Origin of the sequence: Mycobacterium persicum (assembly GCF_002086675.1) — a bacterium.
In the GTDB taxonomy this organism is placed as follows: Bacteria; Actinomycetota; Actinomycetes; order Mycobacteriales; family Mycobacteriaceae; genus Mycobacterium; species Mycobacterium persicum.
This window is the reverse complement of sequence record NZ_MVIF01000020.1, coordinates 1-15,280: the sequence shown is the minus strand read 5'-3', so window position 1 is coordinate 15,280 and position 15,280 is coordinate 1. Positions and strand designations below refer to the sequence as shown.

Annotated in this window: 16 protein-coding genes, 2 pseudogenes and 1 other annotated feature; of the genes and pseudogenes, 7 read left to right on the top strand and 11 right to left on the bottom strand. The window is 64.1% G+C overall.

From position 1 onward, the window contains the following. Positions 1 to 3: 3 nt before the first annotated feature. On the bottom strand, positions 4 to 405 hold the full coding sequence (locus BST40_RS09235; protein ID WP_075546440.1) for a DUF732 domain-containing protein: 402 nt from the start codon (positions 403 to 405) through the stop codon (positions 4 to 6). A gap of 211 nt (positions 406 to 616) precedes the next feature. Here BST40_RS09235 and BST40_RS09230 point away from each other — a divergent pair, with 211 nt between their 5' ends. Continuing rightward, positions 617 to 1,504, top strand: a complete 888-nt coding sequence (locus BST40_RS09230) for a proline-specific peptidase family protein (RefSeq protein WP_075546439.1) — start codon at positions 617 to 619, stop codon at positions 1,502 to 1,504. A gap of 39 nt (positions 1,505 to 1,543) precedes the next feature. Here BST40_RS09230 and BST40_RS09225 read toward each other — a convergent pair whose 3' ends face one another. From BST40_RS09225 to BST40_RS09210, 4 genes are read right to left on the bottom strand one after another with little or no spacing between them, the layout of a single operon-like run. Beyond that, the gene (locus BST40_RS09225) at positions 1,544 to 2,311 is read right to left on the bottom strand and encodes an enoyl-CoA hydratase/isomerase family protein (RefSeq protein ID WP_075546438.1); all 768 of its coding nucleotides are present in this window, start codon (positions 2,309 to 2,311) and stop codon (positions 1,544 to 1,546) included. Next, positions 2,312 to 3,400: an acyl-CoA dehydrogenase family protein gene (locus tag BST40_RS09220; RefSeq protein ID WP_075546437.1), complete on the bottom strand. Its 1,089-nt coding sequence runs from the start codon at positions 3,398 to 3,400 to the stop codon at positions 2,312 to 2,314. Beyond that, positions 3,387 to 4,292 carry an acyl-CoA dehydrogenase family protein gene (locus BST40_RS09215; protein WP_083154072.1) on the bottom strand — a complete coding sequence of 302 codons (906 nt, stop codon included), beginning with the start codon at positions 4,290 to 4,292 and terminating at the stop codon, positions 3,387 to 3,389. The genes BST40_RS09220 and BST40_RS09215 overlap by 14 nt, the downstream gene beginning before the upstream one ends. Next, positions 4,270 to 5,682, bottom strand: coding sequence for a class I adenylate-forming enzyme family protein (locus tag BST40_RS09210; RefSeq protein WP_083154055.1), 1,413 nt, complete (start codon positions 5,680 to 5,682; stop codon positions 4,270 to 4,272). Before BST40_RS09210 ends, BST40_RS09215 begins: the two co-directional genes overlap by 23 nt. A 73-nt stretch (positions 5,683 to 5,755) precedes the next feature. Here BST40_RS09210 and BST40_RS09205 point away from each other — a divergent pair, with 73 nt between their 5' ends. Together BST40_RS09205 and BST40_RS09200 are read left to right on the top strand one after the other, a co-directional pair. Then, a complete protein-coding gene (locus BST40_RS09205) occupies positions 5,756 to 6,076 on the top strand; it encodes a 2Fe-2S iron-sulfur cluster-binding protein (RefSeq protein ID WP_240316506.1) in 321 nt (106 codons plus the stop codon). Between the two features lie 20 nt (positions 6,077 to 6,096). Further along, positions 6,097 to 6,417 carry a 6-phosphofructokinase gene (locus tag BST40_RS09200; RefSeq protein WP_075546435.1) on the top strand — a complete coding sequence of 107 codons (321 nt, stop codon included), beginning with the start codon at positions 6,097 to 6,099 and terminating at the stop codon, positions 6,415 to 6,417. A gap of 18 nt (positions 6,418 to 6,435) precedes the next feature. Here BST40_RS09200 and BST40_RS09195 read toward each other — a convergent pair whose 3' ends face one another. Beyond that, a complete protein-coding gene (locus BST40_RS09195) occupies positions 6,436 to 7,326 on the bottom strand; it encodes an RDD family protein (RefSeq protein WP_241780207.1) in 891 nt (296 codons plus the stop codon). A 400-nt stretch (positions 7,327 to 7,726) separates the two neighbouring features. Here BST40_RS09195 and BST40_RS09190 point away from each other — a divergent pair, with 400 nt between their 5' ends. The 4 genes from BST40_RS09190 (at position 7,727) to BST40_RS09180 (ending at position 11,831) form a co-directional block, all read left to right on the top strand. After that, positions 7,727 to 8,020, top strand: a complete 294-nt coding sequence (locus BST40_RS09190) for a hypothetical protein (RefSeq protein WP_075546433.1) — start codon at positions 7,727 to 7,729, stop codon at positions 8,018 to 8,020. Between the two features lie 108 nt (positions 8,021 to 8,128). Further along, positions 8,129 to 9,253, top strand: a complete 1,125-nt coding sequence (locus BST40_RS33165; protein WP_371687264.1) for a Tox-REase-5 domain-containing protein — start codon at positions 8,129 to 8,131, stop codon at positions 9,251 to 9,253. Positions 9,254 to 9,263: 10 nt separating this feature from the next. Continuing rightward, complete coding sequence (locus BST40_RS29350; protein WP_131808272.1) at positions 9,264 to 10,193, top strand: Imm52 family immunity protein; 930 nt, start codon at positions 9,264 to 9,266, stop codon at positions 10,191 to 10,193. A gap of 484 nt (positions 10,194 to 10,677) precedes the next feature. Further along, positions 10,678 to 11,831 (top strand): IS3 family transposase gene (locus BST40_RS09180; protein ID WP_089025075.1). Its coding sequence is split into 2 segments (ribosomal slippage): positions 10,678 to 10,957 and positions 10,957 to 11,831, totalling 1,155 coding nucleotides; the frame shifts between segments, so codons are not numbered across the junction. After that, positions 10,950 to 11,078 (top strand) — a sequence feature (AL1L pseudoknot). It overlaps the preceding gene by 129 nt. Positions 11,832 to 11,927: 96 nt before the next feature. Here the strand turns inward: BST40_RS09180 and BST40_RS09175 are convergent. From BST40_RS09175 to BST40_RS30040, 5 genes and pseudogenes are all read right to left on the bottom strand, one after another. Continuing rightward, positions 11,928 to 12,212 carry a WXG100 family type VII secretion target gene (locus BST40_RS09175; RefSeq protein ID WP_075546431.1) on the bottom strand — a complete coding sequence of 95 codons (285 nt, stop codon included), beginning with the start codon at positions 12,210 to 12,212 and terminating at the stop codon, positions 11,928 to 11,930. Between the two features lie 27 nt (positions 12,213 to 12,239). Next, positions 12,240 to 12,536: a WXG100 family type VII secretion target gene (locus tag BST40_RS09170; RefSeq protein WP_075546430.1), complete on the bottom strand. Its 297-nt coding sequence runs from the start codon at positions 12,534 to 12,536 to the stop codon at positions 12,240 to 12,242. 118 nt (positions 12,537 to 12,654) lie between these two features. Beyond that, complete coding sequence (locus BST40_RS09165) at positions 12,655 to 13,812, bottom strand: PPE family protein (RefSeq protein WP_075546429.1); 1,158 nt, start codon at positions 13,810 to 13,812, stop codon at positions 12,655 to 12,657. 382 nt (positions 13,813 to 14,194) lie between these two features. Further along, positions 14,195 to 14,296, bottom strand: a pseudogene (locus BST40_RS32830) (type II toxin-antitoxin system VapC family toxin); the annotation flags it as partial. A 109-nt stretch (positions 14,297 to 14,405) separates the two neighbouring features. Beyond that, a pseudogene (locus BST40_RS30040) lies at positions 14,406 to 15,280 on the bottom strand (PE family protein); the annotation flags it as partial.

Here is a 15,280-nt window from a genome sequence, read left to right as displayed (position 1 = left end):
GGCTTATGATGCCGCCGCCTCGAGTTGCTCCTCCAAACCCGGCGGTCCGTAGTAATGCGCCGAGACTTTGATGAAGTTGACCGCATTTTGGACGGTGAAATTCACATTCGAATTATCCTTGATGAGCCTGTTGGCTATGGCTGTGATCCCCTTCATCGTGGGGTGCTGGGTCAGGTAGTCAGCGGTGCCATGACCGATCCTGATCGCCGCCCCAGGGTCCGTAAACGGGACACCGCGCTTTCTCAGGTCATCGAGGAAGTACTGATCGCAGGTTGCTAAGTCGAAACCACGGCTTTCGCATGCAGTGCCCTCGGCCCGTGCCAGCGGGGGCGTCATCGACGACACCGAGAGAAATGATGCCAGGACTACAAACACCGCACGCGGAATCATGGTGAAGGTCTTCACAGGTCCACCCCCATACCGTTGCTCGACGAGCAAACTCCCATTCCCGGGTCTTTCTCTCGGACTCGACTTGTACAGTCGGATCGACCTTCCGCTTGAGCAAGATCGGTGTCAAGTCGGAATCACCGCCGGTGCAAGCTGGAGTCGGCCCACGCCGGCGGGCGGCGGACCTGCGCAATACAGCCTTCGTCGGGGCCGGTGGTTGGCTGGTGGCATGACTCGACCAGAGGCGACAATCGCGGTCCCGGGCGGAAACGTGTGGTTCAAGCGGGTCGGCGGCGGACCTGGTCTTCCGCTGCTGGTGGTGCACGGCGGCCCGGGTCTGCCGCACTACTACTTGACCTCGCTAGAACGTCTGGCAACCGAGCGCGAAGTCATCTTCTGGGATCAGCTCGGCTGCGGGAACTCCGACTGCCCGCCGAATCCGGATCTGTGGACGATGCAACGCTCGGTGGCCGAAATGGATGACGTGGTAACCGCGCTGGGCCTCAATGACTTTCACATCTTCGGCAACTCCTGGGGCGGGATGCTCGCCCAGCAGTATGTCCTTGACGTGCCGTCCGGTGCCGTCAGCCTGATCATCTCGAACAGCACCGCGTCCATACCACAGTTCGCCGACCACGTGATCCGACTGAAGTCAACGTTGGACCCGGCGACCCAAGCCGCCATCGACCGCCACGAAGCCGCCGGCACCACGCATTCCGCCGAATACCAGGCCGCGATCACCACCTGGAACGAGACGTATCTGTGCCGCACCCGACCCTGGCCCGTCGAACTCTACGAAGCATTCCGCAACATGGGCGCCGAGATTTTCGAAACGATGTTCGGCCCCAGCGACTTTCACATTGTCGGCACCATCCGATCCTGGGACATTGTCGATCGGTTGGCTGAGATCAGCTTGCCAACGCTGCTGATCGCCGGCAGGTATGACGAATGTTCGCCGGAACACATGCGCGACATGCACCACCGTATCGCCGGCTCGCGGTTCGAGCTCTTCGAGCGAAGTGCTCACCTGCCCTTCATCGAAGAACCGGACCGGTTCGACGCGCTGCTGCGGGACTTCCTGCGGGAACATGACCGTGGCGGCCCCGTGCGGGCGTAACGCCGCGGCCGAAACCGGCCCGAAATGTCGCCGCGCTCGTCAGTTCTTGCCCGCCGTCAGCTTGCCGATGATCGACCGGAAATCCTCCGTGACGAACGACTGCTGTTCGGCCGACAGGGCATAGTCCAGGCTGGCCAGCACCGCACGTTCGAGGTGGATGTTGAGCACCCGCTTGGTGCTCTCGACGGCCTGCTGGGGCAACTCCATGATTCGCTGGGCGCAGGCCACCGCCTCGGCGACCGGGTCGGCGACGACATGGTTGGCCAGCCCGAGTTCGACGGCTCGCTGAGCGCGAATTCGGGTGCCGGTCAACGCGTATTCCTTGGCCAGCATCAGGCTGATGTGCAACGGCCAGGTCAGCGGACCGCCGTCCGCGGCCACCAATCCCACCTGCACATGCGGGTCGGCAAGGTAGGCGTCTTCGGCGATGTAGACGATGTCACTCAGCGCGACCAGGCTGCAGCCCAGCCCGACGGCCGGGCCGTTGACCGCTGCCACCACCGGCACTCGGCAGCGTGCCATACCCAGCACGATGTCGCGCCCGTGCGCGATGGTCTTGGCGCGCAGATCGGCGTCGTGGGCCAACTCGGCCAGATACGTGAAATCGCCGCCCGCCGAGAACGCCCGGCCGGCGCCGGTGAGCACCGCGGCGCGGGCAGTGCGATCGTCGCTCAAACGCGGCCACAGCTGCGCCAGCCCGACGTGCAGATTGTCGTTGACGGCGTTGAGGGAATCGGGGCGGTTGAGGGTGATGATCCGTAACGCCCCGTCGGCTCGAACGTCGATTTCTGCTGGCATGTCGTACATTCAGACTCCCAATCCCAGGATTCGCGACGCGATGATGTTCTTCTGTATCTGTGACGTGCCGCCCATCACGCTTTGCGCGCGGCTGTACAGGTAGGCGCTGAGCAGGTCCGGGTCGCGCGTTCCGCCGACGGCCAGTGCGGCGTGTCCGACGGATTGCTCCACCCACGTCATCAGCAGCTTGTCCAGCGATCCTTCGGGTCCGTGCGAGATCCCGTCGAGCTGTTCGGACAGCCTTCGGCGGACGTGGTGGGTCAACATCTCCGCCTGGACCGCCGCCCATGCGAGTTCGTCGGGTACCGGGTCATCGTTGTGCGCCAGCAGCTCTCGTACCAGCTTGGCGTAGCGGGCCGCATAGCCCAGCGTCGACGGCTCGCGTTCGTGCCCGACCACCGTCATGGCAACCGCCCAGCCGTCACCGGGATCGCCCACCATCCGGTTCGCGGGAACGGTGGCACCGTCGAAGAACACCTGACCGAATTCGTTGCTGACGCCGTTCATCATGCGCAGCGTACGTTGTTGCACGCCAGGCTGTTTCATCTCGATGACGAACGCCGACAGGCCGCGATGGCGCTGCGCTTCCCGATCGGTGCGGGCCAGCAGCAGACACCAGTCGGCGACGTCGGAGTAGCTGGTCCAGATCTTGTGTCCGTGCACCACATAGCGGTCGCCCTCGCGGGTGGCGGTGGTGGTCAGCGACGCCAGATCCGAGCCCGCACCCGGCTCGCTGAAGCCCTGACACCAGCGCTGGGTGCCGTCGATGATGCCGGGCAGGAAGCGTTGCCGCAGTGCGTCGTTGCCGTGCCTGCCGATCCCGAAGACCAGGTAGCCCACGCTGGGGCGCGGCGGCGCGCCGGCACGCGCCAGCTCTTCGTCGACGATGACGTCGTAGACCGGCGGCAACTCCTGGCCGCCGTACTCGCGCGGCCAGGACAACCCGAAGAACCCGGCTCGGTAGAGCGCCCGATGCCAATCGGCCTGCCGGGTCCAGTATTCGTCGCCGGTAGCGCAGAACTCCTTGGCATGCAAGGTAAGCCAGGCTCGCAGTCGTTCCCGGAAAGCGGCCTCCTGTGGAGAATCACGAAAGTCCACGACCGACCTCCTTCAGGCTCACCGGCCACAGGTTGGTCGACGTCAAGGCCCGGCGTAGATACACATGCGCCAGACAATCCCAGGTATTGCCGATGCCGCCGTGTACCTGCACCGCGGTCTCGCAGACCGTTTGGGTGGCACGCGCGCAGTACACCTTGGCGACCCGGGCAGCGCGAACAGCTTCCGGCGGTTCCAGTTCGTCGACCGCCCAGGCGGCGTGCCGCAGGATGCTGATGGAACCTTCGATCAGGGCCAGGCTTTCGGCCAGCAGGTGCGCGACGGCCTGATACGAACCGATCGGCTTGCCGTACTGTTCGCGGATTTTCGCGTAGTCGCAGGCCAGCGTGTGCACGCCGCGGGCGTCACCGACCAGATCCGCCGCGGTGGCTACCAGCGCGAGCGCTCGCCATCGTCCGGCGGCGTCGGCAGATAACTCGCCGACGGGCAGCGGCGGTTCGACAATGCCCGTCGTCACCCTGGTCAGGTCCGCACCGGCGTGGCCCGTATCTAGTTCAGCCGCAAGCACTGTGGTGCCCGATAGCAGCAGGGCCCGCCGATAGCCGCGGGTATCGAATGCCAGGCCGTCGACGGCGATGGTCGAGTCGCCACGCTCGGTGTCCAGGTGGCGGGCCAGGTCGTCGGCCAGCACCGGCCCGAGAAACGGGGCATCGACCAGTCGGCGGCCGAATTCCTCCGCGATGATGGCGACTTCGACGCCTGAAGCCCCGTCGGAACGTAGCGATCGCCAGCCCGTCGCGGCAATCTGGCGGTCCAGCCGGGCAATCCGGTCCTCACCAGCCAGGTCCGATACCGACCCGGGCCCCAGGTCGTCAGCCAATTTTGTTGCGGCGTCGCGCAATTGCTGTTGTTCAGCGGTCAGACGGACATCCATGAAGCTCCTTGAGCACTCGGCGCAGCACCTTGCCCGACGGCAAGCGGGGAATGTCGGGCACAAACACGACCCGGCTCAGCCGTTTGTAGGGCGCCAGCCTCGCCGCTACCCGCTCGGTGAGCTCGGCGGCGACCCCGGCGTTGCCGGGCGTATGCGTGGCGACCGCGGCGACGACCGCTTCCCCGTTGATGCCGTCGGGAACACCGAATACCGCGCAATCGCGGACCGCCGGATGACCGTGCAACACGGTCTCGACTTCGGCCGGCGCGACCTGGAACCCGCGCACTTTGATCATCTCCTTGAGCCGGTCGGTAATTCGGAGCCAACCCTCGTCGTCGAGCCAGCCGACGTCCCCGGTGCGATACCAGCTGTCGCACCACACCTCAGCACCGGCCGCGGCCGGCAGATAGCCGGCCATCAGCGACGCCGAGCGGGCCTGAATCTCACCGACGTCCCCAGAGCCGACCGGTTCGCCGGTGTCCGGCGACACGATCCGCACGTCCACACCGGCAACCGGTCGCCCCACCGAATCCAGGCGGGCCTGGTGGACGGGGTTGCAGGCGATGACCGGTAACTCGGTGGTGCCATAGGCGGGCACCCAGCCGACACCGGTCCGTCGGGTCACCGTCTCCGCGATGCTGGCGGTGACCGGTGTGGCACCCCACATGATGAACCGCAGCGACGACAGATCGTAGGAGTCGAGCCGCGGATGCGACGCGAAGGCCTGTGCGATCGGCGCGACCGCCATTTCGATTGTGATGCGGTCGTTTTCGATGTGTTGCAATATCCGGTCGACGTCGAAGCGCGGATGCAGCCGCACCCACGAGCCGGTGCGTACGGCGGTGACGATGTTGAGCAGGCCGAGGATGTGCGACGGCGGCGTGGCGACCTGAATGCGGTCGTGCGCGGTCAGCTGCAGCGCATCGCGCCACTGGCGAACGGCGGCGTCGAGCGATGCATGGGTGTGCCGCACGGCTTTTGGCATACCCGTGGTGCCCGAGCTGAACACCAGCACCGCATCGTCCCCGGGCCGCGGAGATCCCGTCATCGGCGCTGCGGGCGCTATCGGGTCGTCCAGGTCCAGCATCGGCATCAGGTCGGACAGCACCGGCTGGTCGCCGACGGCGTGGGTCGGTTGGGTCTGGGCAAGGGCGTGGTCGACCTCGTCGCGCTTCCAGGCGGGGCTGATCAACACCGCCGCCGCCCCCAACCGCCAGATCGCGCGCAACGCCGCGACGAACTCCGGCCGGTTGGACGCCATCATCGCGACCCGTTCGCCGGCGACGACACCGCGTTTCCGCAGGCCCGCACCCAGATCGTCGGTCATTGCGTCGAGCGCGCGCAGGCTGAAGCACCGATCCTCGACCACGAGCGCGGCCGGCTCGGTCACTTCTGGTTCCTTCCCCGGGGCACTGACTGTCTTGAGAAGATACTATCGCGCAATGAGAATAGTATTCTCTGTAATGAAGAATGCAAGTGCTGGTCGGTTCGAGAAGGCGGTCATGACGGAGTCCGGCATGGTGACGATCCAGCTCGACCGCAAGAAGGTATCGGTGCCCCTGGTACCCGGCGAGACGCTGTTGGAAAGCGCCCGCCGGGCGGGCCTGGACCCTCCGTTCAGCTGCGAGGCCGGCAACTGCGGAACCTGCATGGCCAGGCTCGTCGAGGGCAGCGCGACCATGCGGGTCAACGACGCGCTCGAGGAAGACGAGGTGGCCGAGGGCTACATTCTGACCTGTCAGGGCGTTCCCGAAACCGCATCGATCACGGTGCGCTACGAGTAGTCAGCAGAGAGGCACCGACCATGGCCAAGGGAATCATCTATGTCGAGACTCGCCCCTGCTCACCCGAACGCGAACCGGAATATCACAGCTGGTACGACGACGTCCACCTTCCCGAATTGGTGGCGCTCGACGGATTCGTCTCGGCGCGGCGCCTCAGACCGGTCAACGATGACGGGCCATACGTGGCGCTCTACGAGATCGAAGGCGCTGACCTGCAGGCGATCCTGGACAACATGATTGCCTCGGCCGGCAGCTTGCACATGTCCGACGCGCTGCAGTTCGATCCCCCGCCGGTGATGCGGCTGCTGGAGGTGACGAGTGTGTATCCGCCGGCAGGTTGATCGCCGGGCCATCCCTGGCTAAACCCGGCGTGCCGCAACGGAACGGGTGATGCCTCGCGCGATCAGCACGCACGTCGCCGTGGTCCCGGCAACGCATGCCAGGAACGCGAACCAATTGTGGTGCCAACCCCATTCGTAACGACCCTGCGCGAAGATCACCATCGCGACGATGCCCGCGATCGGGACCAGCACGTAGGTCGCCCGGTAGTACCGGCGCAGGATGAAGATTCCCGCGGTCCACAGCGGGGTTACCAGCGCCGCCTGGACATAGGGATCGAAAATCTTTGGGGCGCCGTAAGATATCGGGCCGACCGATACCTGCGGCCCGCAGTGCGGATACCGGGCGCCGCCCATGCAGACCCAGCCGCTGGTGGTGTTCAAACAAGCCAGCACGGTGAGCGCGGCCGCGATAGCGAGCACCACGACACCGAGCGCCGTTCGCAGTCTCGGTCTTGGTTGGCGGCTACTCGGCACCCGAGGGGGTTCGTCGAGTATGCAAACCGTATCCATGAGCATGTCGGCGATCGTCTGCCGCTTGGCGGTGAACAACGGCAGCAGGTAACCGATGCCGAAGGTGATCGCGTCCAGAAAGTGGGCGAAGTAGCGCGCGATCGACGATCCGACGCCAATGGGCGCGCCGGTCCGTTCGCTGAGCACCTTGAACTTCAGCACCGACTTGCCCACGGTCGAGCCGGTAATCCCTTGGCGCAAAACCCAATTCCAGACCCAGTACGCCAGCATCGCCAGATTGACGATCAACGCCACGACGCCCTGGAAGCGTGAGCCCGCGCCGGCCCGGGCGATGATCAACCCGCCGACGATCCCGAGAGCCACGCCGATCGCCAACCCCAGCAGGTGGTCGATGAGATAGGCGCCTACCCGCCGGAACCACGAGGCGTAGGCCGCCATCGGCAAGTCATGCACGGGTTGGCTCGGGGCCGGTGGATATCCCGCGGGTGCCGGCGGTGGATAGCCGGAGGGCGGGGGCATAGGCGGCTGTTCAGGCATTTGCCGAGCCTTCCACTTGCGGGTGGGTGCAACCCTACCCGAAACGGACGGTGCCCTGGTCGGATTCGCGGGCAGCTCGGATTGCGACCCAGTTCCACGCAAGTTCTGTACGGCGCGACGCTATTGCTGACCGGAAAGCAGGGAATGCGCATTCGGCTGTTCCGTAAGGCGTTGGTGGCCAGTACTTTGTCGCGTTGTGCGATGACACCCGCAAAGCGCAAGGATGGCCAGGCAACCGACGGGGGCAGTGTCATTCGGCCTCCGATGCGCTGCTGGAGGCCCGCCGCTACACTTCCCGGGGATGGAGCAGGGTCAGTTGCGGATCGATGTCGGTCAGCTAGAAGCTACGGCGGGTCAATGGAGTCAGCGAAGCGTCGAACTTGCCGTCTTAGCACCGCCCTTGCCGGGGCAACCGTTTCAACCCACCGCCGTAGCGGTGGGCAGTGCCCACGCAGCGGTTGACCTGGCTGCGGCGGCGTTGACCGCCCGCACCCAAGCGACGGCCAGCACGGTGCGGGCCGGTGCTACGGGATATGCCAGCAACGAAGCGACGGCTGTGGCCGAGATGGCAGCCGTGCAAGCCAGGTTGGTGTAATCGGTGGCCACCCTTTCCCAAGTCCGAACCTGGAGCACCCAGCATTTGATCTAGGCGGCCACCTACTGGACCAAGACCGCCGATCAGTGGGAAGACGTGTTTTTGCAGATGCGCAACCAATCCCACACCCTGGTGTGGGAAGGCGCCGGCGGTGACGCGCTGCGGGCGCGAATCGGCGCGGACTTCACAGTCGTAAGCGCCAAAGCCGACCAACTACGCCAAGCCAGCAAGATCGCCCGGGACGGCGCCGGAACCATCGGCACCGCCCAACGCCGGGTCCTCTATGCCGTCGAGGACGCTCACAACGCGGGTTTCGCTGTCGCGGAAGACTTCTCGGTGACCGATACCCGAGCCAGCGGCAACGCCGCCGAGCGAGCGGCGCGCCAAGCCCAAGCCGAGGCATTCGCTGCCGACATCCGCCAGCGCGCCACCCAACTGCTGGCGGTCGAACATGTAGTGGCCGGCAAGATCACCGCCGCAACCGCCGGAATCGCGACTACTACCTTTCCGGAAACACCCCACGACCACAGACCGCACATTCAGGCCGTCGACCACCACACCTTCAAAGACAGCCCACAGCAACCGCAGCCGGGTGATCCGTCGGGTATGACAGCTGAGCAGGCACGGACCGCCTATGACCAACTCAAGGAGGAGATCCGCAAGCACAATTCGTGGCGGCCCCCACTCAACGATGCTGGCGCGGTCAGCGCCTACGATCGAGAAGCTGATGCGCTCAACGCCAGAAAGGCCGCCCTAGAGGCGAAGTTGGGTATTTCGGAGACCGCGCCGGCGCAGCTATCGCGGCTGGTGCCCGATTGGGCACAGCCATGGCAACCGCCGGCACACTCGCCAACACCGGTCCCGCATGGCCCCGGCGCCTGGCAACCGGTCACCGAATCCATGTCTGATCGCGCCGCCCAATACCAGATGCAAATCACCGGACACCCCGTCACCGAGGGATACATCGTCGACGGAGTCAAATTCGACGGATTCACAGACGGAACGCTCATCGAAGTCAAAAGCTATTACGATCAGTTTACCGAAAACGGCCAGTGGAAGCCCTGGTTTACCGGAGAGCAGGGAATACTCAACCAGGCGTACAATCAAATACGGGTCGCAGGGACAACACCGATAGAATGGGTATTCGCTCAGCCGGAAACCGCGGCGCTCGTGGAAGATCTTCTGACAAGAAACGGATACGCCATTAGTGTCATAGTGGTTCCGCCCAAGTAGAGAGGGTCGCATGCCTAAAGCGGATGTGGGGGTGTATTGGGGACCCCGTGCTGAATCGCTGGATGAATGCGCTTATCGGGTTGCGCGGCTCGTGACGGCGCTGGCCGCGCTCGATCCCGTGCTTTCAGGCTGGCGTGACGGGGGCCGATCAAAAAGGGACGCGTTAGCCCAGCCGCTGGTAACCAACGAACACACCGACTTGGTGCAGCGACTGCTGGCAGGGCGCAATCGCCGCCCGGACAACAACGAAGTCATCGAACCGTACGGGTACGCGGCGCACTGGTGGAATGGCGGCTCCGACGACAACCGGCCACCTGCTAAATTGTCGATCCGTATCGCTGGGACATCAGCTATCGGGTTAAACAACGTTACGCTCGAGCTTCCCCATCAAGAATCGGCGCCATACTTGTACAGAGCAGAGACCGCGCACCGTATTCTGCAGGCGCTACTGGATATCTTCGACCCCGACTGGGGTGTTTGGACGAACAGCAATCTTCGCAACAAGCAAAAAGAGCCGGATCGCCCTACCAAAGACGGCCGCGGATATGTGCTCGGGAAATTGATTGGACATCCGGCGGGATGGGCTAATTTCCTCAGCGATTCCGATTCGGTAAAATTCGACATGGCGTTGTTGCCGGCTGGCGCAACAGTTGAACGCCTCGGCACCGGAACGTTGGTGCTGCTGGGGCATGACCCAGCTAACCCGCCGCTTCGCGATGTGCTTCAGGTGCGCAGGGCGATGGGTTACGACGTGCCTACACAGCAGACAGAACCATCTCAAGACGTGGGCGCTTCCTCGGCCGGTCCGCCCGCACCACCAGTCGTACCGGGCGGCCCCGTAATGCCCGCGGACGGGGGGCAATCCGACCCTCGACGTGGCACGGAAATGCGCGGTGTCCCCTACCCAGCAAGCAACCCTGATGCTAACCGCAGCGACTAATTCTTCGTTGAGTCGAACCGGTGACCCCTTGCCGGTAGCCCGATTCCAGATCCAGTCCGCCAGAATCACAAGTTTGACGATGAGCAACGGTTAGCAAGAGGATGCTCCGGAGGGCTGTGCCCCGTCGCCCCGGCCCAGCATGACTCCGCAGATGAGTCCGAGACTTCGACTAGGAGCACGACGCCAGCCTCCATCGGCGGGCGACAGCCGACCGCTCCCAGGAAACAGCAACTCAGCCGTGGTGACGCGGCCGATCTTGCGCTGCAAGCCGCGCGGTAAGCTCACCGCCTCCGTCTCGGAGAATCCGCTAACGGTCGCAAAGTCCAATCCCGCGCCCACCAACTCGCTGGCCCAGGAGCACTCCGTCACGTACAACACCCGAGCCCAATCCAAGCTAGTCAGCGCTTGGCCACCAACGACTGCGTAAGAAAGAGGAACCGTCCCCGGTTTTATGCGCACTTCCTTTGTTGGCAAGGATGGCGCGATGCCGAGCAAGTACGACGAGAACACCAAGGCCAGGGCGGTGCGACTGGTCCGGGAACACCGCGATGATTACGACTCGGAGTGCGCGGCGATGAAGGCGATCGCCGGCCGGCTGGGGATGACCGCGGAGACGCTGCGCAAGTGGGTGCGCCAAGCCGAGATCGACGCCGGTGAGGCGGCGGGAGTCTCCACCGAGGAGAGTCGAGACCTGCGGGAACTGCGAAAGAAGAACCGGGAGCCTGAGCAAACTATCGAAATCCTCAAGGCCGCAACGACTTTCTTCGCGCGGGAGTGCGACCCGCTACACCGCTGATATGTGCGTTCATCGACGAACACAAGGAGCGGTTCGGGGTCGTACCGATCTGCCGTGCCCTTGCTATCCAGGGCACGGCGATCGCCCCGCGCACCTACTGGGCGCACCGCGCCTCCGCGCCTTCGAAACGTGCCGTGTGGGACACCACGATCGCCGAGATCCTGGCCGGCTACTACCAACCCGATGCCGACGGGAAACGCCCACCGGAGAGCCTCTACGGCAGCCTGAAGATGTGGGCACACCTGCAACGACAAGGCATCCCCGTGGCGCGGCGCACGGTGGAACGGATCATGCGGCACAACAGCTGGCAAGGCGTTATGCGTGCTCGCCGCCCACCACGCACCACCGAGCGCGACCCGGCCGCGGCCCGCGCACCTGACCTGGTCGGTCGGCGCTGGCGCGTTGGTGCGCCCAACCTGTTGGAGGTAGCTGACTTCACCTATGTCGCGCTCGACACCGGCGGGTTCGGCTACACCGCGTTCGTCGTCGACGCTTACGCCGGACTGATCCCGGGCTGGGAATGTTCGATGGTCAAAGATACCGGTTTCGTTGAGCGTGCGCTGCGCCATGCCGCGACTTTCCGGAGCCGCCAGGGCCATCCGTTCGACGAGACGATTCATCATAGTGATGCCGGAAGTCAATACACTGCAATATATTACGGCTCGCCGTTTCGTCCTGGTCCGATCCGGACCCTGGCCGACCTGGAGCACATGACCTCAGCGTGGGTTAGCTGGTACAACACCAACCGGCTGATGCACCGTCTGGGCCGCATCCCACCCGCGGAAGCCGAGGCTGAGTACTACGCTCGACTCCAGGCCGGGGAGCACACCGGTGACACGTAACGAGGTGTGCACAAAACCGGGGACGGTTCACCCAGAACTACGTTAGTGCTGTGGTGGCGGATGGGGTCCGGCCGCCACCACAGCACTGTTGTGGGGTTAGACCCAGCTGCTGCTGACCGCCGAGTCGGTGTTGGCCATGTTGTTGCCTGCGGCTTGCACCTTTTGTCCGTGGGTGTTGGCCTGTTCGTAGATGACCTGGAAGTTACGACCGAGTTGGCCGATAAACTCTTGGCAGGCTACCGATCCCGAACCGCCCCAGAAGTCACCAGCGGCCAATACGTCACGCACGATCGCTTGGTGCTCGGCTTCTAAAGCTGCAGCCTGAGCCCGGATCGTAGCGCCATGGGCATCGACATCACCGAACTGGTAATTAATCGTCACTATTTCCTCCTCTGGTTGACAAAAGCGCTAGTTAGCCAAAGCCTGCTGCGATGCTTGTTCTTGCTGCTCGTAGTTGTTCGCGTCGCGGGCCAACCCATCTCGCACTCCATGGAGCATGTTCACAATATTGCGGAACGCTTGATTCATTTGACTCATCGTGTCTAAGGACGTCGCTTCAGCAGTCCCGCTCCAGCCAGCTCCCGAAATATTCTGCGAAGACGCCCACATCCGGCGAGCTTCGTCCTCCACTGTCTGAGCGTGAATTTCGAAACGACCCGCCATGTCCCGCATGGCATGCGGGTCAGTCATAAACCGAGAAGCCATCACATTAATCCTTTCCTCAGGATCACATCAAAACAACCCATTTCAATCACCTTGGCGCGCCACACCACAGATCTGATGTGACCGACATACCCCAAAGCCCGGCCGACCACCTCCTGCTCTATCCGACTCCAGCCCGCGGAATCACACTGGGCTGGGCCACCGCCGGTGGGGCGGTTCCCGCACCACCACGAGTGCCCACCGCCGCCTGCGGCGTGGTACTAGCAGCACTTGAGCCCATCGGCATTGGCGGAATCATCGGCATACCCTCAGCAGCCGCCGTAGCCTGACCAACAGGTGCCACGCTCGACGCCAGCCCGGATACCCCCGAGCTGGCCAACCCAGCAGGAAGCGATCCTTGCCAGCTTTGCGGCACCGACATCGGACCCACCAAATTCGCTTGACCCAAGCTAGCTGACATCGCGCCACCGGCGATGCCGCCACTACCTGCCCCAGCCAAGGCCGGAGTAGCGAATTGAGGTCCTCCCATGGCTATCTCGGTCCCGGTCAAACCCGCTGCTGCGCCACCGAATCCGGCCGTGGCACCACGGGCGCCTTGCAACGCCATCATCAACGGGGACATCATCATGCTGGCTGGATACAAAGCAAACTGAGCCAGCGACAACATCGAAGAAACGGGCACATCGTCGGCCACCGAAAACAGCCCCGCCAACGGCGCGAAGACGGTCAAGATATTGGTCGGCAACCACGGTTGCACCGCCGCACCGACTTGGGTGGCTAATCCCGTTAACTGCACCGGAGGCGCGCTGAACGGTGTGAACGACGCCGCCATAGAGACCGAATTGGAGTGATAGGCGATCATTGCGGCGACATCTTGGGCCCACATCTCGGCATATGCGCCCTCGTTAGCAGCGATCGCGGGAGTGTTTTGACCTAAGAAATTCGTTGCCACTAACGACAGAAATGACGTCCGGTTGGCTGTCACCACCGCGGGGTGCACCGTCGCCGATAACGCCGCTTCAAACGCCGCCGCGGCTGCCTGAACTTGGCCCGACGCTAACTGTGCCTGCTCAGCGGCCGCGTTCAACCACGCCACAAACGGAGTAGCCGCCGCTGCCATCGCCACCGACGCCGGCCCCGACCACGATCCGTTAACTAATCCTGTGACCACCGAATCAAACGACGACGCCGAGGCCTGCAGGTCCTGAGCTAACCGCTGCCAAGCCGTCGCTGCTCCGTACAGCGACCCCGAACCCGCACCCGAGTACATCCGCCCGGAGTTAATCTCCGGCGGCAACCACGAAAAATTGATCACCATCCAAACCTCCGACCAACCAGCCGAATCAACGGCTCCGACAATCACATTCCCGGACAACCATCACGCCCGCGGTCATGCACCGCAGCCGAGCGCCTAACGAATGACACCAAAAATCACTCCGCAGAACAACCCCGCGACGGAATCATTCAGCTAAACCCCAAGCTTCGATGCACTGTTCGTATATGTTGAATTATTGAGAGCTGCAAGCGATATCGACGTCTACAGTCGTTAGCCGCACCAATCACCGCAGTTGTAGTACACATAAACCGTAAACCGCCCAACGCTGTTCTCTCGTAACCTCCCGAATCGCCTTGTACTGCATTAGTTTTAAGGGCTCATCCCGGTCGCGACACCGGCGGATGACGTGGTCGATTTCGAACTAATCGAGCCTCGCCAACACAGGCGGCACGGCAGATGGTCCGTCTGGAGCGGCTGCGCAGATGGCTCTAGGAAACTCGACTTCAGTCAAAGCAGGCGTTATCCAAGGTGTTTGGACCGTGCGCCGAGACAGCCCGCCGCCGTCCTGCTGGCCGCCCCTGTAGCGGCTTAGGATATGAGCGTGTCCGGTTTCCTCCCGCGCCGGCACTCTGCGGTTAGGAAGCTCCGTTCATCCCGTTAGCGCCGATAATCGTGCCGCCACTGCCACCGGTGCCGCCACCGCCACCGTTGACGCCATTACCGCCGTTACCACCAAAGCCGAAGAGCGCCGGCGTGAAGGAGCCGTTGGTGCCGATTATCCCGACGTTGCCGCCGTTGCCGCCGTGGGCGGGCCCGACTCCGGCGCCGGCATTGCCGCCGTCCCCACCAATCCCGAGGGTAAACAGGCCGCCGCCGTCGCCGCCGTTACCGCCGTTGCCGCCACTGCCGGAGAAACTGGTGCCACCTTGGCCGCCGCTTCCGCCTTGGCCCAGGCCAATGAGCGTGACGCCTTCACCGCCCAGGCCGCCCGCGCCGCCGGTGCCGCTGTAGGAAAAGCCACCGTAGCCCCCCAGTCCGCCCTGTCCCACGCCGATCAACGCTGCACCTGCGCCGCCCTGGCCGCCCGCACCGCCGGTGCCGCTGAAGGAACCACCACCAAAGCCGCCGAAGCCGCCCACGCCCACGCCGATAAACGCTGCACCTGTGCCGCCCTGGCCGCCTGCACCGCCGGTGCCGGAACCGACGGCGTAGCCACCCATGCCGCCGCTTCCGGCATTTGCGAAGCCAATTATCGCGGCGCTACTACCACCGGTGCCTCCGGCCCCGGCGGTACCAGAGCCCCCGACGCTGCTGCCCCCGACGCCGCCATTACCGCCCTGACCAAAGTAGAAGCCCTCTGCGGCGCCCCCGGCACCTCCGGAACCACCGGTGATGCCGCCAGTTCCGCCGGCGCCACCACTGCCACCCGCGCCAAAGATCAAGCCCTCTCCGGTGCCCCCGGCACCCCCAGCACCACCGGTGATGCTGCCTGTTCCGCCGGCCCCACCAT

What these genes read in the sequence shown, in the direction of transcription:
- BST40_RS09230 (WP_075546439.1), top strand. Translation starts at nt 617, where the DNA reads ATGACTCGACCAGAGGCGACAATCGCGGTCCCGGGCGGAAACGTGTGG.
- BST40_RS09225 (WP_075546438.1), bottom strand. Translation starts at nt 2,311, where the DNA reads ATGTACGACATGCCAGCAGAAATCGACGTTCGAGCCGACGGGGCGTTA.
- BST40_RS09215 (WP_083154072.1), bottom strand. Translation starts at nt 4,292, where the DNA reads ATGGATGTCCGTCTGACCGCTGAACAACAGCAATTGCGCGACGCCGCA.
- BST40_RS09205 (WP_240316506.1), top strand. Translation starts at nt 5,756, where the DNA reads ATGAAGAATGCAAGTGCTGGTCGGTTCGAGAAGGCGGTCATGACGGAG.
- BST40_RS09200 (WP_075546435.1), top strand. Translation starts at nt 6,097, where the DNA reads ATGGCCAAGGGAATCATCTATGTCGAGACTCGCCCCTGCTCACCCGAA.
- BST40_RS09195 (WP_241780207.1), bottom strand. Translation starts at nt 7,326, where the DNA reads ATGGCGGCCTACGCCTCGTGGTTCCGGCGGGTAGGCGCCTATCTCATC.
- BST40_RS09190 (WP_075546433.1), top strand. Translation starts at nt 7,727, where the DNA reads ATGGAGCAGGGTCAGTTGCGGATCGATGTCGGTCAGCTAGAAGCTACG.
- BST40_RS33165 (WP_371687264.1), top strand. Translation starts at nt 8,129, where the DNA reads ATGCGCAACCAATCCCACACCCTGGTGTGGGAAGGCGCCGGCGGTGAC.
- BST40_RS29350 (WP_131808272.1), top strand. Translation starts at nt 9,264, where the DNA reads ATGCCTAAAGCGGATGTGGGGGTGTATTGGGGACCCCGTGCTGAATCG.
- BST40_RS09170 (WP_075546430.1), bottom strand. Translation starts at nt 12,536, where the DNA reads ATGGCTTCTCGGTTTATGACTGACCCGCATGCCATGCGGGACATGGCG.
- BST40_RS09165 (WP_075546429.1), bottom strand. Translation starts at nt 13,812, where the DNA reads ATGGTGATCAATTTTTCGTGGTTGCCGCCGGAGATTAACTCCGGGCGG.